This is a genomic window from Marivita sp. S6314, assembly GCF_023015985.1.
In the GTDB taxonomy this organism is placed as follows: Bacteria; Pseudomonadota; Alphaproteobacteria; order Rhodobacterales; family Rhodobacteraceae; genus Marivita.
This window is the reverse complement of record NZ_JALKAO010000001.1, coordinates 792,871-811,514: the sequence shown is the minus strand read 5'-3', so window position 1 is coordinate 811,514 and position 18,644 is coordinate 792,871. Positions and strand designations below refer to the sequence as shown.

18 protein-coding genes are annotated in these 18,644 nt (G+C 61.8%); 13 read left to right on the top strand and 5 right to left on the bottom strand.

Translation table 11 applies throughout. The features are described 5' to 3' along the window. The first annotated feature begins 153 nt into the window (after window positions 1-153). Window positions 154-468, top strand: coding sequence for an ArsC/Spx/MgsR family protein (locus MWU54_RS04070; protein WP_247080934.1), 315 nt, complete (start codon window positions 154-156; stop codon window positions 466-468). Here the strand turns inward: MWU54_RS04070 and MWU54_RS04065 are convergent. Both MWU54_RS04065 and MWU54_RS04060 read right to left on the bottom strand, forming a co-directional pair. After that, window positions 465-2,210: an ABC transporter ATP-binding protein gene (locus tag MWU54_RS04065; protein WP_247080933.1), complete on the bottom strand. Its 1,746-nt coding sequence runs from the start codon at window positions 2,208-2,210 to the stop codon at window positions 465-467. The two genes, MWU54_RS04070 and MWU54_RS04065, sit on opposite strands and share 4 nt — an antisense overlap. Further along, on the bottom strand, window positions 2,207-2,923 hold the full coding sequence (locus tag MWU54_RS04060; protein WP_247080932.1) for a tyrosine-protein phosphatase: 717 nt from the start codon (window positions 2,921-2,923) through the stop codon (window positions 2,207-2,209). Before MWU54_RS04060 ends, MWU54_RS04065 begins: the two co-directional genes overlap by 4 nt. Window positions 2,924-3,069: 146 nt before the next feature. Between MWU54_RS04060 and MWU54_RS04055 the strand changes: the two genes are divergently transcribed. Beyond that, on the top strand, window positions 3,070-4,266 hold the full coding sequence (locus MWU54_RS04055) for an aminotransferase class V-fold PLP-dependent enzyme (protein WP_247080931.1): 1,197 nt from the start codon (window positions 3,070-3,072) through the stop codon (window positions 4,264-4,266). Here MWU54_RS04055 and MWU54_RS04050 read toward each other — a convergent pair. Together MWU54_RS04050 and MWU54_RS04045 are read right to left on the bottom strand one after the other, a co-directional pair. Then, window positions 4,255-4,467, bottom strand: a complete 213-nt coding sequence (locus MWU54_RS04050; RefSeq protein ID WP_247080930.1) for a histidinol phosphate aminotransferase — start codon at window positions 4,465-4,467, stop codon at window positions 4,255-4,257. The two genes, MWU54_RS04055 and MWU54_RS04050, sit on opposite strands and share 12 nt — an antisense overlap. A gap of 112 nt (window positions 4,468-4,579) precedes the next feature. Next, on the bottom strand, window positions 4,580-5,686 hold the full coding sequence (locus tag MWU54_RS04045; RefSeq protein WP_247080929.1) for a pyridoxal phosphate-dependent aminotransferase: 1,107 nt from the start codon (window positions 5,684-5,686) through the stop codon (window positions 4,580-4,582). Between the two features lie 331 nt (window positions 5,687-6,017). On the opposite strand from MWU54_RS04045, the gene MWU54_RS04040 reads away from it, so the two are divergent. The 5 genes from MWU54_RS04040 (at window position 6,018) to MWU54_RS04020 (ending at window position 10,248) form a co-directional block, all read left to right on the top strand. Then, window positions 6,018-7,304, top strand: coding sequence for a lipoprotein-releasing ABC transporter permease subunit (locus MWU54_RS04040; protein ID WP_247080927.1), 1,287 nt, complete (start codon window positions 6,018-6,020; stop codon window positions 7,302-7,304). After that, a complete protein-coding gene (locus MWU54_RS04035) occupies window positions 7,297-7,980 on the top strand; it encodes an ABC transporter ATP-binding protein (RefSeq protein ID WP_247080926.1) in 684 nt (227 codons plus the stop codon). Before MWU54_RS04040 ends, MWU54_RS04035 begins: the two co-directional genes overlap by 8 nt. 48 nt (window positions 7,981-8,028) lie before the next feature. Further along, entirely contained in the window at window positions 8,029-9,009 is a 981-nt protein-coding gene (locus MWU54_RS04030; RefSeq protein ID WP_247080925.1) for an Ldh family oxidoreductase, read from the top strand. A 78-nt stretch (window positions 9,010-9,087) separates the two neighbouring features. Then, complete coding sequence (locus MWU54_RS04025; protein ID WP_247080924.1) at window positions 9,088-9,729, top strand: DUF3047 domain-containing protein; 642 nt, start codon at window positions 9,088-9,090, stop codon at window positions 9,727-9,729. 96 nt (window positions 9,730-9,825) lie between these two features. Continuing rightward, on the top strand, window positions 9,826-10,248 hold the full coding sequence (locus tag MWU54_RS04020) for a c-type cytochrome (RefSeq protein WP_247080923.1): 423 nt from the start codon (window positions 9,826-9,828) through the stop codon (window positions 10,246-10,248). A gap of 81 nt (window positions 10,249-10,329) precedes the next feature. Here MWU54_RS04020 and MWU54_RS04015 read toward each other — a convergent pair whose 3' ends face one another. Continuing rightward, the gene (locus tag MWU54_RS04015) at window positions 10,330-11,190 is read right to left on the bottom strand and encodes an AraC family transcriptional regulator (protein ID WP_247080922.1); all 861 of its coding nucleotides are present in this window, start codon (window positions 11,188-11,190) and stop codon (window positions 10,330-10,332) included. A gap of 141 nt (window positions 11,191-11,331) precedes the next feature. Between MWU54_RS04015 and MWU54_RS04010 the strand changes: the two genes are divergently transcribed. The 6 genes from MWU54_RS04010 to MWU54_RS03985 all read left to right on the top strand — a co-directional run bounded on the left by MWU54_RS04010 (window position 11,332) and on the right by MWU54_RS03985 (window position 18,640). Beyond that, window positions 11,332-12,156 (top strand): phytanoyl-CoA dioxygenase family protein, encoded by an 825-nt coding sequence (locus tag MWU54_RS04010; RefSeq protein ID WP_247080921.1) that lies wholly within the window; start codon window positions 11,332-11,334, stop codon window positions 12,154-12,156. Next, window positions 12,156-12,836 carry an MBL fold metallo-hydrolase gene (locus MWU54_RS04005; RefSeq protein ID WP_247080920.1) on the top strand — a complete coding sequence of 227 codons (681 nt, stop codon included), beginning with the start codon at window positions 12,156-12,158 and terminating at the stop codon, window positions 12,834-12,836. The genes MWU54_RS04010 and MWU54_RS04005 overlap by 1 nt, the downstream gene beginning before the upstream one ends. Before the next feature lie 60 nt (window positions 12,837-12,896). Next, complete coding sequence (locus MWU54_RS04000; protein ID WP_247080918.1) at window positions 12,897-14,627, top strand: ABC transporter substrate-binding protein; 1,731 nt, start codon at window positions 12,897-12,899, stop codon at window positions 14,625-14,627. Between the two features lie 91 nt (window positions 14,628-14,718). Then, entirely contained in the window at window positions 14,719-15,729 is a 1,011-nt protein-coding gene (locus MWU54_RS03995) for an ABC transporter permease (RefSeq protein ID WP_247080917.1), read from the top strand. 96 nt (window positions 15,730-15,825) lie between these two features. Then, window positions 15,826-16,758 carry an ABC transporter permease gene (locus tag MWU54_RS03990; protein ID WP_247080916.1) on the top strand — a complete coding sequence of 311 codons (933 nt, stop codon included), beginning with the start codon at window positions 15,826-15,828 and terminating at the stop codon, window positions 16,756-16,758. A 151-nt stretch (window positions 16,759-16,909) separates the two neighbouring features. Then, on the top strand, window positions 16,910-18,640 hold the full coding sequence (locus MWU54_RS03985; RefSeq protein WP_247080915.1) for an ABC transporter ATP-binding protein: 1,731 nt from the start codon (window positions 16,910-16,912) through the stop codon (window positions 18,638-18,640). Window positions 18,641-18,644 lie beyond the last annotated feature (4 nt).

Sequence of the window (18,644 nt, the reverse complement as noted above, 5' to 3'; positions counted from 1 at the left end):
CCCTTGCGGGTCCAGTTCACTTGCGACAGGCGCCGTGCTGTGCAACGTGCTGTCACAGTAAAGACATTGGCCGGAAAGCGGCGAAGACAAGGGCTGGGACAGGAAATTCCAACGTCCCGGCGGGCTGCACCGGCAAGAGCAAGGAACCGCCTCATGATCCTCTATGGGCTTAAAACCTGTGACACCTGCCGCAAGGCGTTGAAGGCGTTGCCAAATGTCACGCTGGTGGATGTGTCGGTCACGCCGGTGCCGGCTCAGACACTGGATGCGGCGCTGGCGCAATTCGGTGAGAAACTGCTGAACACCCGGTCGACAACATGGCGGGGGCTGGACGACGCCGAACGTGCCAAAGACCCACGGGATTTGCTGGTGACGCACCCGAAGCTGATGAAGCGACCGCTGATTGATCACGACGGCACGCTCTATCTGGGGTGGGACAAGGCCACGCAAGCCGCGTTGGGGGTTTAGCTGCGCACCTGCATCTGGTGCAGCGCAGCGTACGTGCCCGCGTTTTCGATCAGCGCATCATGTGACCCCTGTTCGATGACGCGGCCCTGATCCATCACGACGATCTTGTGTGCATCGCGGATCGTTGACAGGCGATGCGCAATAACCAGCGTTGTCCGTCCCTTGGACAGCTCGTCAAGTGCGGCCTGAACCTTGGCCTCGGACCCGGTGTCGAGCGCCGATGTCGCTTCGTCCAGCAGCAGGATCGGACGGTTGCGCAGCAGGGCACGGGCGATGGCCACGCGTTGCCGTTGGCCTCCTGACAGGGCTGATCCCCGGGGACCCACGGGCGTATCAAGACCGTCAGAGAGTTGTGGCAAAAAGTCAGTTACATGCGCAGCTTCCAGCGCGTTCTTCAGATCGGCCTCGGGCACATCGCGTTGGCCCAAAAGGATGTTTTCGCGCACCGTGTCGTCGAACAGCAGCGCCTCTTGGGACACCACGGAAAACAGCCCTCGCAACGCACCAAGGTCCATGTCGGCCACCGGCACGCCGCCGATCCGGACCGACCCGGAGGATGGATCAACAAGGCGCGTCAGGACGTTGAAAATAGTTGATTTTCCAGCGCCGGATGGCCCGACAAGCGCGGTTGTCTGACCGGCCTCTGCTGAAAAGCTGCATCCGTGCAAAACGCTTGTGTCACCGTAGCTTAGCGCAATGTCTTCAAATGCGATATCAGGCACGCCCGAGGGCGGCGAGACCGGCTGCGCCGGGCTGCGCATCTCGGGTGTGGTGTCGAGGATCTGGCGGATGCGTTCGATCCCGGCGGCGGCGACCTGCCAGACACCGAAAACATTGCCAAGCCGCCGCAACGGCTCAAAGGCCAACCCGATGGCGGTGAAAAACGCCATGAAATCGCCAACGGTCTTGTCGCCCGACAGGATTTCATTGCCACCGTAAAACAGCACCCCCATGAAGCCCAGGCCGGCCATGATGTCGATCATGCCGGGGATGGTCGCCTGACCCAGCGCGGTGCGGGTTTCCACCTTGACGCGCTCTTCGGTCAGCACGCGGTAGCGTTCGGACTGGTAGGTTTCCAGCGCATTCAGCTTAACCGGGATGATGCCGTGAAAGGCCTCGTTCAACCGCACCGACAGCTTGGCCGCCACATCGCGGGCGCGGCGGGCCTTCTTGCGCACGTAGCGCTGCAGGATCATCGACGGGGCCACCAGCAGCGGCGCACCGATCAGCGCCACCAGCGTCCAGCGCCAGTCGACCGAAATGGCAACCGCAAAGAGCGAGATCAGCGCAATCACATCGCGCCCCGCCCCGGTGATGATCGTGCGCCACACCTTGCTGATGGCATCCACGTCCCCTTCAACCCGCTGCATCAGGTATCCGGGCGAATGGGATTGGTGATACTGGGTGTCGAGCACCATGAGATGGGCCAGCAAATCCTGCCGGATATCGGCCACCGATAGCTGCGAAATATGCGTCAGCATCACCTTTTGCACGATGCTAGCCAGCGCCCGCACGATGAAGATGCCAAAGAAGATCAGACCGACCCAGACAATTGCATCGGCGTCTCCACCCACAAACACCCGGTCGAACATCGGTTTCATCATGTAGCTGAGCGCGCCGAACATGCCGCCTTCGAGCGCCATGAAGACCATGGCCACCATCAAAAGCCGCCAATGCTTGGCCAGATAGCCGCGCCAGACCCAGAGGAGCAGGCCCCTTGGATTGATCGCGGCGTCGGTCATGACACCAGCGCAGGCGTCAGCGTCAGCTTGTCCGCCGGGATTTTGGCGTCGAACCCGGCCTGAATGGCTTTGCCGTCATATTCGGTGCGGATCCAGTCTTCGAACCCGATCGGGGACCGAGTGATGCGGGCCTCGTAGACATCAAGGATGTAGTCCTGCACCCCGGTCGCGGTAAAATCGAGGTGGATGTATTTGAGCGACAACATCTTGCGCGCCTCGGTGACGGGCTGACCTTCAAAGATCATCAGGTACAGCGCGGCCACGAACCCGGCGCGGTCGGCCCCGGATTTACAGTGGAAAACAAAGGGCTTTTCTGCCTGTCTTAACGTGTCGATCACATGAACGATCTTCTTGCGGCTGACCGCGCTGCGCGCCTGCAGCTTGGCATTCAACAGGGTCAGGCCAAGCGCGTCGCAGGTTTCCTTTTCAAACAGGTAATGGGCGTATTTGTCTTCGCCGCGCAGGTTCACGACGGTCTTGATCCCCATGGCCGCGTATTTTTCAAACCGCGCGTGGGTTGGTTGATTTGACCGATAAACCCCCGGCGCGATTTCAAAGAAATTGGTCCAGAAGGTGCGCAGGAACGCATGATCAAAGACGTGGTAGTGAAAGGTCGACCAGCGCCGCGCACGGGGGTCGGTGATGTCTTTCCCGAACGACCGACGCAGCTTGCGTTCCGCATCTTCGATCTTTGTCCAAAGCCGTCCCAGCATGCGGTCCCTTTCACGTCAGGCGCGGATGTAGAGATTGCGGCCCGCGCTGGCAAGCGCTGTGGGGTTGTTGACGATGCGGCACAATTGGCTAGGTTGCCCGAACTCTGCGTATTCCGCCGGGTTTTCTCCGTTTCTTGAGGTCTCACATGTCGCTTGCCAATGGTCGCACTTACCTTGCCATTCCCGGACCCTCCGTGGTGCCGGACGCGGTGCTGCGGTCCATGCACCGTGCGTCGCCGAATATCTATGACGGGGAACTGCCCGACATGATGCCGGACCTTGTGCGCGACCTGAAACGGGTGGCGCGGACAGACGGTCATGTGGCGATCTATATCTGCAACGGTCACGGCACGTGGGAGGCCGCGTTTGCCAACACGGTGGCGGCGGGCGAAAAAGTGCTGGTGCTGTCGACCGGGTTTTTCGCCGAACGCTGGGCCGATATGGCGAAATCACGGGGGATCGAGGTGGATGTGCTGCGCTTTGACGTGGGCGGCACGTTTGATCTGCAACGGGTCCGCGATGCGCTCGCGGCGGATGGGGCGCACAGCTACAAGGCGGTGCTGGCGGTGCATGTGGATACGTCCAGTTCGAACCGCAACGAATTTGCGCCCCTGCGTGCGATCCTGGATGATCTGGGGCATCCGGCGCTGTTGATGGCGGATTGCATTGCCGCACTCGCCGTAGACCGGTTCGAGATGGATGCCTGGGGTGTCGATGTGGCGATGACCGCGTCTCAGAAAGGGCTGATGTGTCCGCCGGGGCTTGGCTTTGTGTACTTCAACGACCGCGCCGCAGAGCAGCGACGGCGGCTGAAGATCGTCAGCGCCTATTGGGACTGGACCCGCCGCGCCGCGCCCGAGATGTTCTACCAGTATTTCTGCGGCACCGCTCCGACGCATCATTTGTACGGTCTGCGCACCGCGTTGGACATGATCCATGATGAGGGTCTGGACGCGATCTGGGCGCGGCATGCCACGCTGGCGCGCGCGGTCTGGGCGGCGTGCGAGCATTGGGGGCAGGACGGGCCGTTGCGGCTGACGGTGCCTGACCCGGCCTTGCGGAGCAATGCCGTGACGGCCCTGTCGATTGGCAAACCCTTGGGCACACAGCTGCGTCAGTGGTGTTCTGAAACCGCTGGGGTCACCTTGGGCATTGGGTTGGGGATGGAGAGCGAGGCCGACCCGAACAGTGATGGCTATTTCCGCTTGGGCCATATGGGGCATGTGAATGCGCATATGGTCCTGGGTGTGCTGGGCGTGGTCGAGGCGGGGTTCGGCGCGCTCGATATTGCGCATCGCCCCGGCGGGGTGGCTGCGGCGGCGCGGGTGATTTCAGGCGTCTGACCTGGACCATTGGATTTCGCGGCTTGCGCGATACTGTTCCAGCCGCGTGATCAGGTGATTGAGACCCCACCCGGTCAGGATCACGGCGGCGAGGCCCAACGTGGCCCAGATGACACCAAAGATCCAAAGCAGGTTCACGAAAATCAAAATCAGATTGGCCGTGGTGTAATCCTCGACCCGTTTTGGATGGCGCTGATCCATCAGTTTCTCCGACACGCATTGCGGTTGTCTGCGACAGAATAGCGCAGAGTGCGGGTTTGTCAGATGGAATTTGCCACAAAGATCAAAATTTTTCGTGAAGGTCGGGCCGGTCTTAGCCGCGCGCCTTGTCCAACGCGCGGGGAAGCGCGGCTTTAAAGATGTCCAGATCGGCACCCCGACCTGCGCTGACCCGGATGGCGCGGTCTCCGGGGGCGACGAATGGCATGCGGACAAACACGCCGTCCTCGACCAGGTGAGCCAGTACGGCGCGCGCGAACGCACCGTCGCGGCCGCAGTCGATTGTCACGAAATTGGTGGCAGAGGGCAGGGGATGGAGACCCTGTGCCGTGGCGATATTCGCGATCCGTGCGCGGGCGTCCACCACTTGCGCAACAACGCTTTCAAGCCAGGCGTCATCCATCAGGGCGGCCAGCGCCCCTGCCTGAGAGATGCGCGACATGCCGAAGTGATTGCGCACCTTGTCGAAGCTCTTGATCAGCTCCGGGGCTCCGATGCCATATCCGACACGCGCCCCGGCCATGCCATACGCCTTGGAGAACGTGCGGAACCGGATCACCCGGGGATCGTCGGGATCGATCCGGGGGGCGGTGCCGGCCGGGGCAAATTCGATGTAAGCCTCGTCCAGCAACAGCACCGTGCCGTCGGGCAGGGTGTCCAGCGCGGCCTCGATGGCGGCTCCGCTGTGCCAGCTGCCCATCGGATTGTCGGGATTGGCGAAATAGATCAGTTTCGCGTCGACCTCCCGCGCCTGTTCGATCAGCGCGCCCAGATCTTCCGCGTCGTCGCGGTACGGCACCTTGTGCAGCACTCCGCCATAGCCCGCGACATGGTAGTTGAAGGTGGGATAGGCCCCATCAGACGTCACAACCGGATCACCGGGGGCGACAAGCAGGCGCACCAGGTATCCAAGCAACCCGTCAATGCCCTCTCCGACGATGATATTGTCGAGTCGTGTGCCATGGCGCGAGGACAGCGCCTGGATCAGGTCATGGTTTGACGGATCGGCATATTGCCAACATTGAGCCACCGCATCCTGCATGGCGGCAATGGCGTCAGGAGACGGGCCAAACACGCTTTCATTGGCCCCCAGACGCGCGCGGAACGGGGCACCGCGGTGGCGTTCCTGCAATTCAGGCCCGACAAAGGGCACGGTAGAGGGCAGCTGGGCGATAAGCTTGGGGTAGCGAGGTCCGGTCATGACCTGTCTATGGCCTGCGTGGATTTGTTTCACAAGCCGTCGCACGGGCCTGCCGCGGATTTTGCGCTTGGCGCGCGGGTTCTGCAAAAGATTCTTCGTACGAAGAATCTTGAGCCCCGCCAGTAATTTCTGAGAATACCGTTAAAGATGCGTTTCTTTTTTTGTCCTGTGTCGCCGCGCAACGATGGGGCGCACCATTTCCCGCACACCGCCAACGCCCCACACCCCCGTCCGATTGATTGACGCGCGCCCTGACGCTGATACGCAGACCTGCGCTTGACCCGCAGTTCGCAAGCCGCCACTTATCGCTGAGAGCAGAAACGAGACCGATATGGCCCACACCCCGCCCCCTTTTGCCCCGTTCGAATGGATGATCGCGTGGCGCTACCTGCGCGCGCGGCGGGCCGAAGGCGGCGTGAGTGTCATGACCTGGATCAGTCTCATCGGCATCACGCTGGCCGTCTTTGCGTTGATTGCCACATTGGCGGTGCGGTCAGGATTCCGCGCAGAGTTTGTCGACACGATCCTTGGATCGAACGCACATGTCACGGTCTACTACTCCGCAGAGCGCGGCGAGTCCGGCCGTGTGACGCGCGCCATTGCCAATTACGACAGTCTGGCCGAGTCCGTGGCCGCCGTGCCCGGCGTGACCCGTGCCGCGCCGTTGGTCAAAGGGCAGGTGATGGCCACCGCCAACAGCCGCAACGCCGGGGTCGAGGTGTTCGGCATCGCCGCGCCCGATCTTGCCACCCTTCCGCGCATCGCCGATCCCGCGACGGCGCAGGGCGATCTGGAGCGGTTTTCCGAGGGCATCGCCATAGGCTCTGGCGTGGCGCGCGAACTGGGGGTTGCGCTGGGGGACAAGGTCAAGCTGATTTCCCCGGATGGGGTGCGCACCGCCTTTGGCACCAGCCCACGGGTGAAGGCCTACGAGGTGGTCTACGTCTTTACAGCGGGCCGCTATGACATTGATCGCACCCGTGTCTACATGCCCTTTGCCGAGGCGCAGCTGTATTTCAACCGCGAAGATGTGGCGGATGAGATCGAAGTGATGGTCGACACGCCCGACCGCGTCGAGGGCATGGTCCTGCCCATCGTGCGGGCCGGGGGCGACAGGGCGCTGGTCTGGACATGGCAGGACGCCAGCGGCGGCTTTTTGCGCGCGCTTGAGATCGAAGACAACGTGATGTTCATCATCCTGTCGATCCTTGTCCTGATCGCGGCCATGAACATCGTGTCGGGGCTGATCATGCTGGTCAAGAACAAGGGCCGCGATATCGGCATCCTGCGCACCATGGGGCTGACCGAAGGCTCTGTCCTGCGGGTGTTTTTCATCTGCGGCGCGTTTACCGGTATTCTGGGTACTGTGGCGGGGGTCGTGCTGGGGTGCCTGTTTGCGCTTTATATCGATCCGATTTTCTCTTTCGTGAACTACGTTGCAGGCGGCGGCGTGTGGGATCCGGCGGTGCGAGGCATCTACCAGCTGCCTGCGCAACTGAACCTGCCAGACGTGCTGAGCGCGGTGGCGTTGTCGCTGGGGTTGAGCTTTATCGTGACGATCTTTCCGGCCCGGCGTGCGGCACGCATGAACCCGGTTGAGGCGCTGCGCTATGAATGACGTGTCGCTGCGCCTGACGGGGATCACCAAGGCCTACAATGCCGGGTCGCCCGGGGCCGTCACCGTGCTGCGCGGGGTGGATGCCTGCGTTGCCAAGGGCGAGGTGGTCGCGTTGGTCGCCCCCTCCGGTGCGGGCAAGTCAACCCTGTTGCACATTGCCGGACTGCTTGACACGCCGGACGACGGGCGTGTCGAGATCGCGGGGCAGGATGTCACCGGACAGTCGGATCGCAAACGCACGATCATGCGCCGCGATCAGGTGGGGTTTGTCTACCAATTCCATCACCTGCTGCCAGAGTTCACGGCGACGGAAAACATCATCCTGCCGCAGCTTGCCGCAGGTGTTGACAAAGCCGCGGCCCGCCGCCGCGCCGAGGACTTGCTGGAAATCGTTGGCATCGCTGCACGCGGGCATCACCGACCCGCCGCCTTGTCTGGCGGCGAACAACAGCGCGTGGCGTTCTGCCGGGCCTTGGCCAATGCGCCCGCGCTGCTTCTGGCGGATGAACCGACGGGCAATCTGGACCCTGCGACCTCTGACACGGTGTTCGCGGCGTTGATGCGGCTGGTGCGCGAAACCGGCCTGTCGGCGCTGATTGCCACCCATAATATGGAGCTGGCAGCGCGGATGGATCGGCAGCTGCGACTGGAGGACGGCCAGCTGTCTTCTGCTTGACCCGCTGCGTGCTGTGGGCAAAGTGGCCCGGCTGAGGGAGGGCAGGACATGGCAGAAATCAGGATATCAGAGATCGAGGAGATCACGCGGCAGGCGCTGATGGCGCATGGTGCCAGCGAAACTACCGCCGCGATCATGGCCGACGCCGTTGCCTGGGCCGAGGCGCGCGACAACCGGATTTGCGGGCTGTATTATCTCGAAAGCTATTGCCAGCAATTGCGCACCGGACGGGTCGCCGGTCAGGCGGTGCCGGAGGTGTCGAAGCCAAGGTCGGGCGCGGTCGAGGTGGATGCCGGGTACGGCTTTGCGCAACCGGCGTTTTCCGCCGCAGTGCAGACAGGGATCGATGCGGCGCGCGAAAACGGGCTGGCCAGCATTTTTGTGCGTCATGCGCACACCTGTACCGCGCTGGGCTGGTTCACAGAAGCCATCGCGCGGGCCGGGCTGATCGGCCTGGGCTTTACCAACGCGTCCCCCATCGTGGCACCGCCGGGCGGCAAGACGCGCATGATTGGCACGAACCCGATGTCCTTTTCGGTGCCCGACGGGTCCGGCGGTGTGGCGATGATGTTCGATCAATCCACCACAACCGTGGCACTGGGCCGGATCACCATGGCCAAGGCCGCCGGAGAGCAGATCCCCGAAGGCTGGGCGGTGGATACGGACGGCCACCCCACCACCGACCCCGAAGCGGCGTTGTCCGGATCGCTGTGCAGCGTCGGAGGCTACAAGGGTTGGGGATTGGGCCTGATGGTCGAAATCCTTGCCGCTGGGCTGGCCGGGGGAACCGCCAGCCGCGACGTGAAGCCCCTGAAGGCACCCGAAGGACCGCCGCATGATCTGGGACATTGTTTCGTGCTGATTGATCCCGGTCTGCGGCCCGACTTTCACGCCATGGTTGCCGGGCTGGCAGAGGCGGTGGCGCAGGACGCGGGCGCGCGGATGCCGGGGCAGGGCAAAACCCCGCGCGAAGCGGTCGACGTGCCGGACGCGCTGTGGCAGGCCACACGCCAGCTGGCGGCGCGATGACATCCGGCTCACGCGAACGTTTGATGCGGCAAACGGGCGGTTCTTGCTAGGACAGGGCGTTGAATGAAAGGTCGCTCCATGTTTCGTTGTCTTGCCACTCTTGCACTGTCCCTGATCACCCTTCCGGCGCTTGCCGCACCTGTGGCCTTTGACGGGTCCTGGAAGACACAGAAGTTTTCGCTGTTTTCGTCGAACACATACGGGTTTAACGGCAATTCGGTGACTGTGGCCTCGAACGGGTCGGTGTCGCTGGCCTACCGACCGCTGGATACCTCCTATTGGGGCGCAACATCTGCGCAATGGTCGTGGCGCGTGGACGAAGGGGTCCCGGCGACCGATCTGCGCAAGAAAGGTGGCGATGATCGCAACCTGGCCCTGTATTTCGTGTTCCTGCCCGAAGGTCAGGCCAAGGCGTTGCAGGGGGCCAGCGTGCGCAAACTGCTGACCAATGATGCGGCCCGCGTGCTGGTCTATGTCTGGGGCGGTGCGCATAACCGCGGCGCGGTGCTCAGCAGCCCGTATCTTGGGAACCGTGGCAAGACCGTCGTCCTGCGCGGGGCGGGCACCGGGGCGGCCCGGGAGAACGTCAATCTTGCGCGTGATTATGCCAATGCCTTTGGCGGAGGTGGTGCAGCACTTGTCGGTGTTGCCTTGTCCGGTGACAGCGATGACACCGACAGCCGCATCCGCGCGTCAATCAGCGGATTGCAGGTGAACTGACCGGCGTCAGCAGACACGGGCCGATCCGGCGTCGCGTGGTTGCGCGGGCCTCAAAAGACAGGCACTCTGCGCGCAATCGAGCAAGGAGGCCAAAACATGCCCGCATTCCCCACACGCCTGATGATGGCTTGCGCCGCAGCACTCGCGGGGGCGGCCTGTACGCCGGACGAAATGCCACAACCCACCGATGGCCGGGCGCTCTTTATCGAGAATTGCGCGGTTTGCCACGGGGCCGATGGCAAGGGCAACGGCCCGATGGCGCGGGCGACGCAACCTGCACCTGCGGATCTGACGCTGATCGCGGTGCGCAATGGCGGTGTGTTCCCCGAGGTTGAGGTCCTGTCGACCATCGACGGCTATGCACGGTCGGATATGAGCGGTCCGGACATGCCGGAATTCGGCGCGTTGTTGCAGGGCGATCTTGTGCCCTTGGATACAGGCGATGGCGTCATGACGCCGACGCCGCGCAAGCTGGTGGCGCTTCTGGAATATATCGAGAGCATCCAGCAAGAGCGCTGATCTGGTCGAACCGCTGCGCGGTCCGACCGGTTGGGGGGCCAGCCCCCCAAACCCCCCGCGGTATTTTTAGCAAGAGGAAGATCAGGAACGGTGCGTTGCATCAAACGGATCGCGCTGGTGGTCGAACCGGTAGCGGCGCGGGGTGGTCTGGAAGGCGCGGTCGAACAGGCGGTAGAAATAGCTGGTGTTCTGAAATCCGCAGGCCGCAGCAATCGTTTCGATGGAGCTGTCTTCGGTGCGCAGCAATTGGGCGGCGTGGTCGATGCGGATGCGGTTGATGTAGTCGGTGGGCGTCACGCCCAGAACGTCCTTGCAGGTGCGGCACACATGCTCATGGCTGCGCCCGGCGGCGGCGATAAAGCCCGCTGCACCGTCGCGGAACACCTCGGGGTGCTGTGCGGCGTTGCACGCGGCCGAGAACCAGCGCGGCGCGGTGCGGATGGCGCGGGTTTCCGGCACGGCGACGCGGTTTATGAGCGCCAGCAGAAATTCCTCGATCCGGGCCAGAGAACGGTCGGCGGTCTGCAATTGCGTGGCCACGTTGAGCGCGCGTTTGAACCGGGTGGGGCCCAGCGTGTGCAATTCGGGAATGTCGGATTTTGACGCAAAGAACCGGCCTGCCAGCGAATCCGCATAGCGTTTGATCAGGTGTTCGGCGGATTCGACGCGGAACATGATGTTGATGATCTCGCAGCCCTGCGCCTGATCGGCGCGAAACGCGTGGGTGTCGGTGGGGCGCATGAACACCAGCTGGCCGGGTTCAAGGACCTGTGTGACGCCATTGATCCAATGCGCGGTGCGGCCTTCGACAATCAGAAAGACCTCGAAGAAATCGTGATCATGCGCATTTCGCGGATAGCGACGGGCGAGGTTCTTGCGCGCGTAGTGGAACGCCTCATGTGCCGAGATATAGCTGCTGAGATGGAAGGTTTCGGATTGCATTGCGCGCCTCTGAGCCAATTCTCGCAAAGGAATGGCGCGCATCTGACCCGAAATATCAAAATAGTACAATAAAATATCAAAGCGCAACGCTGCATACGCGTGCAGCGCCGCCTAGCGTTTGAGGCAGGGAGGACGACCATCATGCTTGATTCGGATGTGGACCTGCGGTTCCAGCCGGTTGAAAACGCGACGCCGGGGCGGCTGAGCGTGGATCAGGTGGCGCAGTATAATGCGCTTGGGTATGTGCAGCCGTTTGACGCCTTTTCCGCCAGCGAGATGTCGGAGATCCGGGCCTATGTGGACGGGCTGATGGACGCGATGGGCGAGCAGGGGTCTTACGGGATCAACTGCTATCAGGCGCGGTTGTCGGGGCTGTATGACATCGCAACCGATCCTCGTATTCTGGACTACGTTGAAGATTTGGTGGGGCCGAACATCCTGTGTTGGGCGTCGGCGATCCTGTCGAAAAAGCCGCATGATCCGAAGGCCGTGCCGTGGCATCAGGATGCGGGCTTCTGGTCGTTAAGCCCGGCGCGCACGGTCACGGTCTGGCTGGCGATTGATGATGCCGATGCGGACAATTCGGCGATGCGGTTTATCCCCGGCACCCATGACAAGGGCGCTTTGGCGATGCAGGCGACGGGGGAAGGCAACGTCTTTCACAAGGAAACCGCCGGGGCCGAGGACATGGGCGCGCCGTTTACCAACGCGTTGAAAGCCGGGCAGTTTTCGATGCATGCGGATATGCTGGTGCATGGGTCATTGGCCAATGCCAGCGACTGCCGCCGCTGTGGTCTGACGCTGCGCTATTGCCCGCCAGAAGTGCAGATCACCGATCCGGTCTGGGCCAACGGGGTGGAGGCGATCCTGTGTCGGGGCGAGGCTGGCGCGTGGACCACGCATCCACGGCCCGAGAATAACGACATTACGAAAACGCAAAGCCCGCATGTGGTTGGGAACAACTGATGAAAGTCACCTGGTACGGACATGCGGCATTCGGGATTGACCCGGAAACGGGCCCCCGGATCATCACCGATCCCTACACACCCGAAGGTGTGGGCTATGCGCCGATCACCGACCCCGCCGATCTGGTGATCATCTCGTCCGATGACGATTCTGCGCATTGCCGGGGCGACTTGATCAGCGGCGCGCCCGAGATCGTGAATGCGCTGACCGTGGCGCAGAACGGCGGGGCGCAGACGGCCAAGGGCATCGAGATCACCGCGATTGAGGCGGCGGAGTGGGATCACCACCCGGAGCACGAAGTGCCCGGACAGAACGGGATGTATCGCTTTACCGTCGATGGCATAAAATGTGCGCATATGGGCGATGTGGGCAATCCGCTGACCGAGGCGCAGCAGGCGTTCTTTGAGGATGTGGATGTGCTTTTTGCCTTGGCGGGTGGGTATCTGACAATTGAGCTGCCGGACCTGATGGAGATGATCCATCGCGCCAAACCGAAACTGGTGATCCCGATGCACTTTCGCACGCTTACCTACAGGCCCCGCAACACGATGTGGATCGGAAGTTTCCTGAGCCATTTCAAAGATGAAGACGTGGATTTCAGCTTTGGACCGACGGCCCAGATCACCAAGGACACGCTGCCAGACCGCACCCGCGTTCTGGTGATGGATTACGTTCGATAACACGCGGCCTCTGAAGGGCGCGATCAAAGGGGCAACGACCCCACAACACGGAGGAAGAACATGACAACACCTGTTTTGCGGATGGCCGCCTCTGCCCTGGCGATTGCTGCCTTTGGGGGGATGGCGCTCGCTCAGGATGTGGCGCGCGAGGACACGGTCATCTTTGACCTGGATCGCACCATTCAGGATCCCGAGAATTTCAACTGGATGACCCCCGGCACCAAGCGGATGCACGGGGCGCATCAAACCATGTGGGAGCCGCTGTTCATCCTGAATTACGGCACTGGCGATCTGGACCCGTGGCTGGCCACCGGGTTCGAAGCCAATGCCGACAGCACCGAATTCACCATCACCCTGCGCGACGGCGTCGAATGGTCGGATGGTGAGGCATTCAACGCCGATGACGTGGTGTTCACGGTCAATCTGGCGATGACCAATGAAGAGATTTCATCCCGTGAAGCGTCGACCATCCGCAGCCAGGTGGCCAGCGTGGAAAAGGTCGATGACCTGACGGTGACATTCACCCTGCAGAACCCGAACCCGCGGTTCCTTGTCGAGAACTTTGGGGTGCGGATCTTTGGGTCCTTCCTGATCATGCCGGAACACATCTGGAGCGGCGAGAACGCGGCGACCTTTGCGTTTAATCCACCGATTGGCACCGGGCCGTACACCTTTGCCTCGGCCAGTTCGAACCGGGCGATCTGGGATCGCAACGACAATTGGTGGGGCGCCAAAACCGGCTTCCAGGACCTGCCTGCGCCGAAACGGGTGATCTTCCTGGGATCGGGTGGGGAGGAAAGCCGCGCGCAGTTGATGCTGTCCAACCAGCTGGACGCGGCGCAGAACGTGACCATCGGCACGTTCGAAGCGATACAGGCGCAGAACCCCAACGTGATCGCGTGGCACGACGACTACCCCTATGCTGCTGCCGATCCCTGTGCACGCCAGCTTGAGATCAACACCACCGTCGCACCCTGGGACAACGCCAATATGCGCAAAGCGGTGGCGCATCTGATCGACCGAACTCAGATCGTGAACATCGCTTACGAAGGCACAACCGAAGCCAGCCAGACGATGTTTGCGCAATACGGGTCGATGGATCCGTTTATCAACGCGGTTGTGGATGCGGGCTATGGATTGTCACCGAATGCCGACCCTGCGGCGGCCCAGGCGCTGATTGAAGGCGAAGGCTGGGCGAAAGACGGGGATTACTACACCAAAGACGGGGAAACCCTGTCGGTGAACATCCACGTCAATTCGGCCTCGACCGAATACACGCGCACCATCGACATGATCGTCGAACAGTTGCAGCGCGCCGGGATTGATGCCCGCGCGGTGCCGGTGGAAAATGGCGTGTTCTGGGGCGAGGTTCTGCCCTTTGGATCCTTCGAGATGTCCTATAGCTGGCTGTCCTGCGGGTCTGTGAACGAACCGTGGGCGTCCATGGGCCGCTACACCACGGCAGATGTCGTACCGGTTGGCGAACGCAGCCCCGGCTTCAACAACACCGCCCGTTGGGATGGCGAAGCGGCAGAGGCCTATACCGCGATCATGGCCGATATCGCGGCGCGTCCCCTGGGGGATGAGGCAGTGCCGGGACTGGTGGCCGAAGCCTACCAGTATCTGGACGCCGAAATGCCGTTTATCCCGCTGGTGCAGGCCGCCAAGCTGCTGCCGATGAACACCACCTACTGGACGGGTTGGCCCACGGCGGACAACTATTACAACCATCCGTTCTTCTGGTGGAACCACACGCACCAGATCATTCACAACCTCGAAAAGGCTGAATGATGTAACGCTCCCGGGGTGCGGGTTATCCTGCACCCCACCTGTGCCGTAGGGTGTGTGCCCGCACGCACCGATTGCCCCGGAGGTTTGCCCCATGGGACGCATACCGCGCGCCTATTTGATCAACCGTGTTGTAACGCTGTTTCTGACCATCCTGATCGCCGCAACGATCATCTGGATCATCCCGCGATTGTCACCGGTGGACCCGGCTGAAATTGCGCTGGGCCGGATGGCAGCCGGGGCAGGGTCGGTGGCCAATTCCGAAGAAATCCTGGCGCAATTGCGGGCCAATATGGGGATCGACCAGCCCCTGATCGTTCAATACATCAAATACCTGACCGGCGCGTTGGTGTTTGACTTTGGCCTGTCGACAGCGGCCTTTCCGACGCCTGTGTCAACCCTGATCCTGAACGCGCTGCCCTGGACGCTGGGGCTGATGATCCTGTCGCTGGTCATCACGTTCTTCATCGGTAACCTGCTGGGCGCGTTGATGGTCTGGGACCGGTCGCCCAAGCTGGTGCGCGTGGCGATTCCGGCGGCGATGGTGTTTACCTCGATCCCGCCAATCCTGTCAGGCCTTTTGCTGATGTGGATCTTTGCGGCCAAGCTGCAGTGGTTCCCGCTCACCGGTGCCTACGGGATCATGGTAGAGCCGGGCTGGTCCTGGGATTTTGTCCTGTCGGTCCTGCATCACGGCTTCCTGCCGGCCCTCTCGATCGTGATCGTAACCTTCGGGTTCTGGGCGCTGGGCATGCGCGGGTTGATGATCTCGGTGCAGGGCGAAGATTACGTCAAATTGGCCGAGGCCAAGGGGCTGCGGCCCCGGTACATTCTCTACCGCTACATGATCCGCAACGCGATCCTGCCGCAGATCACCGCCTTTGCGCTGAAGATCGGACTGCTTATTGCCGGGCAGGTGCTGGTTGAACGCATCTTTGCCTATAACGGCATGGGCAAGCTGCTCTATGACGCGATCCTCAATCAGGATTTCCCGGTCATTCAGGGCGTCAGCTACGTGATCATCCTGATGACGGCGCTCAGCGTATTCCTGGTGGATCTGCTCTATCCCTTTATCGACCCCCGCATTCGGCACGAGGCCGCGTGATATGACGCACAGACAACAGATCATGCCGTGTGCAAGGCCTCATCGCCTGTCGATGTGGCAGCGACACCCCCTCGAAATCCTAGGAGGGCCGTTCACATGACCTCTCAAGACAATGTCCCGATGACACGTGCGGAAAAACAGCAGGCCAAGCGTCTGAAACGGTTCGACAATCCGTGGATGAATCCAAAGCTGCTCTGGGGTTTGGGATTGCTGCTGGCGATTGTTGCGCTGGGGCTATTGGGGCGGATTTTCTGGGATCCTGACCTGGTGTTCACCGGGTCCGCCCCGTTGAAGCTGCCCCCTGTCGGGTTTGAAAACCTGCGGCGGCAGGAAGGCATCTGGGACTATCCCCTGGGCACCGATGGCGGTGGGCGCGACATGCTGGCCATGATCATCGTGGGCGCGCCGAACACGCTGTTTGTCGGGCTTCTGGCGTCGCTGATCGGCATGTCGATTGGCATCTTTCTGGGCTTTTCTGCCGGGTTTCTGGGCGGTCGCATCGACGACACCATCCGCGTTCTGGCGGACGTGATGATCACCATTCCGCCGCTTTTGATCCTCGTGGTGTTCCAGTCGGCCTTTGGCGATGTGACACTGACCATGATGGCGCTGCTCATCGCGGGGTTCGTCTGGCAATCGCCCACGCGCCTGATCCGCGCGCAGGTGCTGTCGATGAAGCAATCGGGCTATGTGCAGATGGCGCAGCTGTCGGGTGCTTCAACCGGACACATCATGTTCCGCGAGATGTTGCCGAACCTTGTGCCGTATCTGTTTGGATCGTTTATCGCCTCGGTGACCACGTCGATTGTCACGGCTGTCGGGTTGGAGGTTCTGGGCCTTGGTCCTCAGCGGATTCCGACCCTTGGGCGCACGATCTATGAGGCGATCAATGCAGGCGCGCTGATCCAGAACCTGTGGTGGTGGTGGGGCATTCCGACCTTGCTGCTGGCGGTGATTTTCATCGGACTGCTGCTGATCAATCTGGGGCTGGACGAAGTGTCAAACCCGCGTCTGAGGAAGCTGTCATGATCGGCGTGTTCGCAGAGCGCGCCGCGCGTGAGGCAGCGCATTGCGCAGCAATGCGCGGTCGCGCTCGGTACCATGGCGCGCTGGAAAGCGATTTCGAAATCGCTTCCAAAGGCTTTTCGAAAAGCCTTCGCGCCCGGATTGGAGGTGTCGCATGACCGACAAACCTGTTCTCACGCTCAGGGACCTGTCTATCGAGTTTCCCACCACCAAGGGCATCGTGCAGGCGGTCAAACACCTGAACCTGACCATCGAAAAAGGCCGACGGGTTGGCTTTATCGGTGAAAGCGGGTCTGGCAAGACGACAACCGCGTTGGCGGTGATGCAGATGCTGGCCGAGCCGGGGCGCGTGGCGTCGGGCACGATTGATCTGGCCGGGGTCGATGTGCTGGCGCTGTCCGAGGAAGAGATGCGCCTGACCCGCCTGTCGCGCATTGCCTACATCCCGCAGGGCGCGATGAACTCGTTGAACCCGGTGATGCGGATCGAGCCGCAACTCTGGGACGGGATCATCGCGCATGAAGGCACTCTTGACCGGGCCGAGTTGAAGCGCCGGTCAGACGAGGCGCTGGCCAGCGTTGGCCTGCCGACCCACACCGCGCAACTTTACCCGCACGAATTGTCCGGCGGTATGAAGCAACGGGTGTGCATCGCGCTGGGCATCATCCTGAACCCGGATCTGATCATCGCGGATGAACCAACCTCGGCCTTGGATGTCGTGACCCAGCGACAGGTGATGCAGACCCTCAAGGACATTCAGGCCAAGATCGGATCGGGCTTGATCCTGATCGGGCATGACATGGGATTGATGGCGCAATCGGTGGATGAACTGGCCGTGTTGAAAGACGGCGAACTGGTCGAGCATGGCACGGTGCAGCAGATTATCGAAAACCCGCAGCACCCCTACACGCAGGATCTGATCTCCTCGGTGCCACTTGTGGGCGGCGACAGCTTCCTGAACCCCGAACGCAACGCCGATGCGCCCCGGCGGGACAGTTCCGAACCGCTGTTGCGGTTTGAAAACGTGCGCAAGGACTACGGCGATGTCACGGCGTTGCATCCGCTGTCGTTCACCCTAGAAGGCGACACACCGCAGATCATTTCGATCGTGGGGCAGTCCGGGTCGGGCAAGTCGACGATGGGGTCGATCATGCTGGGCTTCAACCCGCCATCGCAGGGCCGGGTGCTGTATGAGGGGCGCGATATCTACGGGATGACTGCCGCGCAATCGTTGGAGTTCCGCAAGAACGTGCAGGCGGTGTTTCAGGACCCCTATGCCTGTTTCAATCCGTTTTACCGGGTGAACCATGCGCTGAAATTCCCGTTCAAGCAGTTCGGTCTGGCCAAATCCGACGCGCATACTCAACAGGCGATGGAAGAGGCCTGTGCGGCCGTGGGGCTCGACCCCGATCTTGTGCTGTCGCGCTATCCGCACCAATTGTCCGGCGGCCAACGCCAGCGCCTGATCGTGGCGCGCGCGCTGATGCTGTCGCCCAAGCTGCTGATCGCGGATGAACCGGTGTCGATGGTGGATGCGTCCCTGCGCGCGACAATCCTGTCCAATATCTATGATCTGAAAGACAAATACGGGATTTCGATCCTCTACATCACCCACGATCTGGCCACCGCCTATCACGTCAGCGACTACGTGATGGTCCTCTACAAGGGCCATGTGGTCGAAGCCGGGCCGCCGAAAGAGGTGATCGGCGCGCCGCAGCACCCCTACACCCAGCTTCTGATCGACTCGATCCCCTGGCCCGACCTGAACCGCAGTTGGGGGCAGGGCGGATCTGGTTGGGATCCCGCAGCGCAGGAAGCGGCGGCGGCGCAAACCCGGACGGTGCTGCGCGGTGACATTTCAGGTTTCGCGCTGACGCAGGGATGACCTT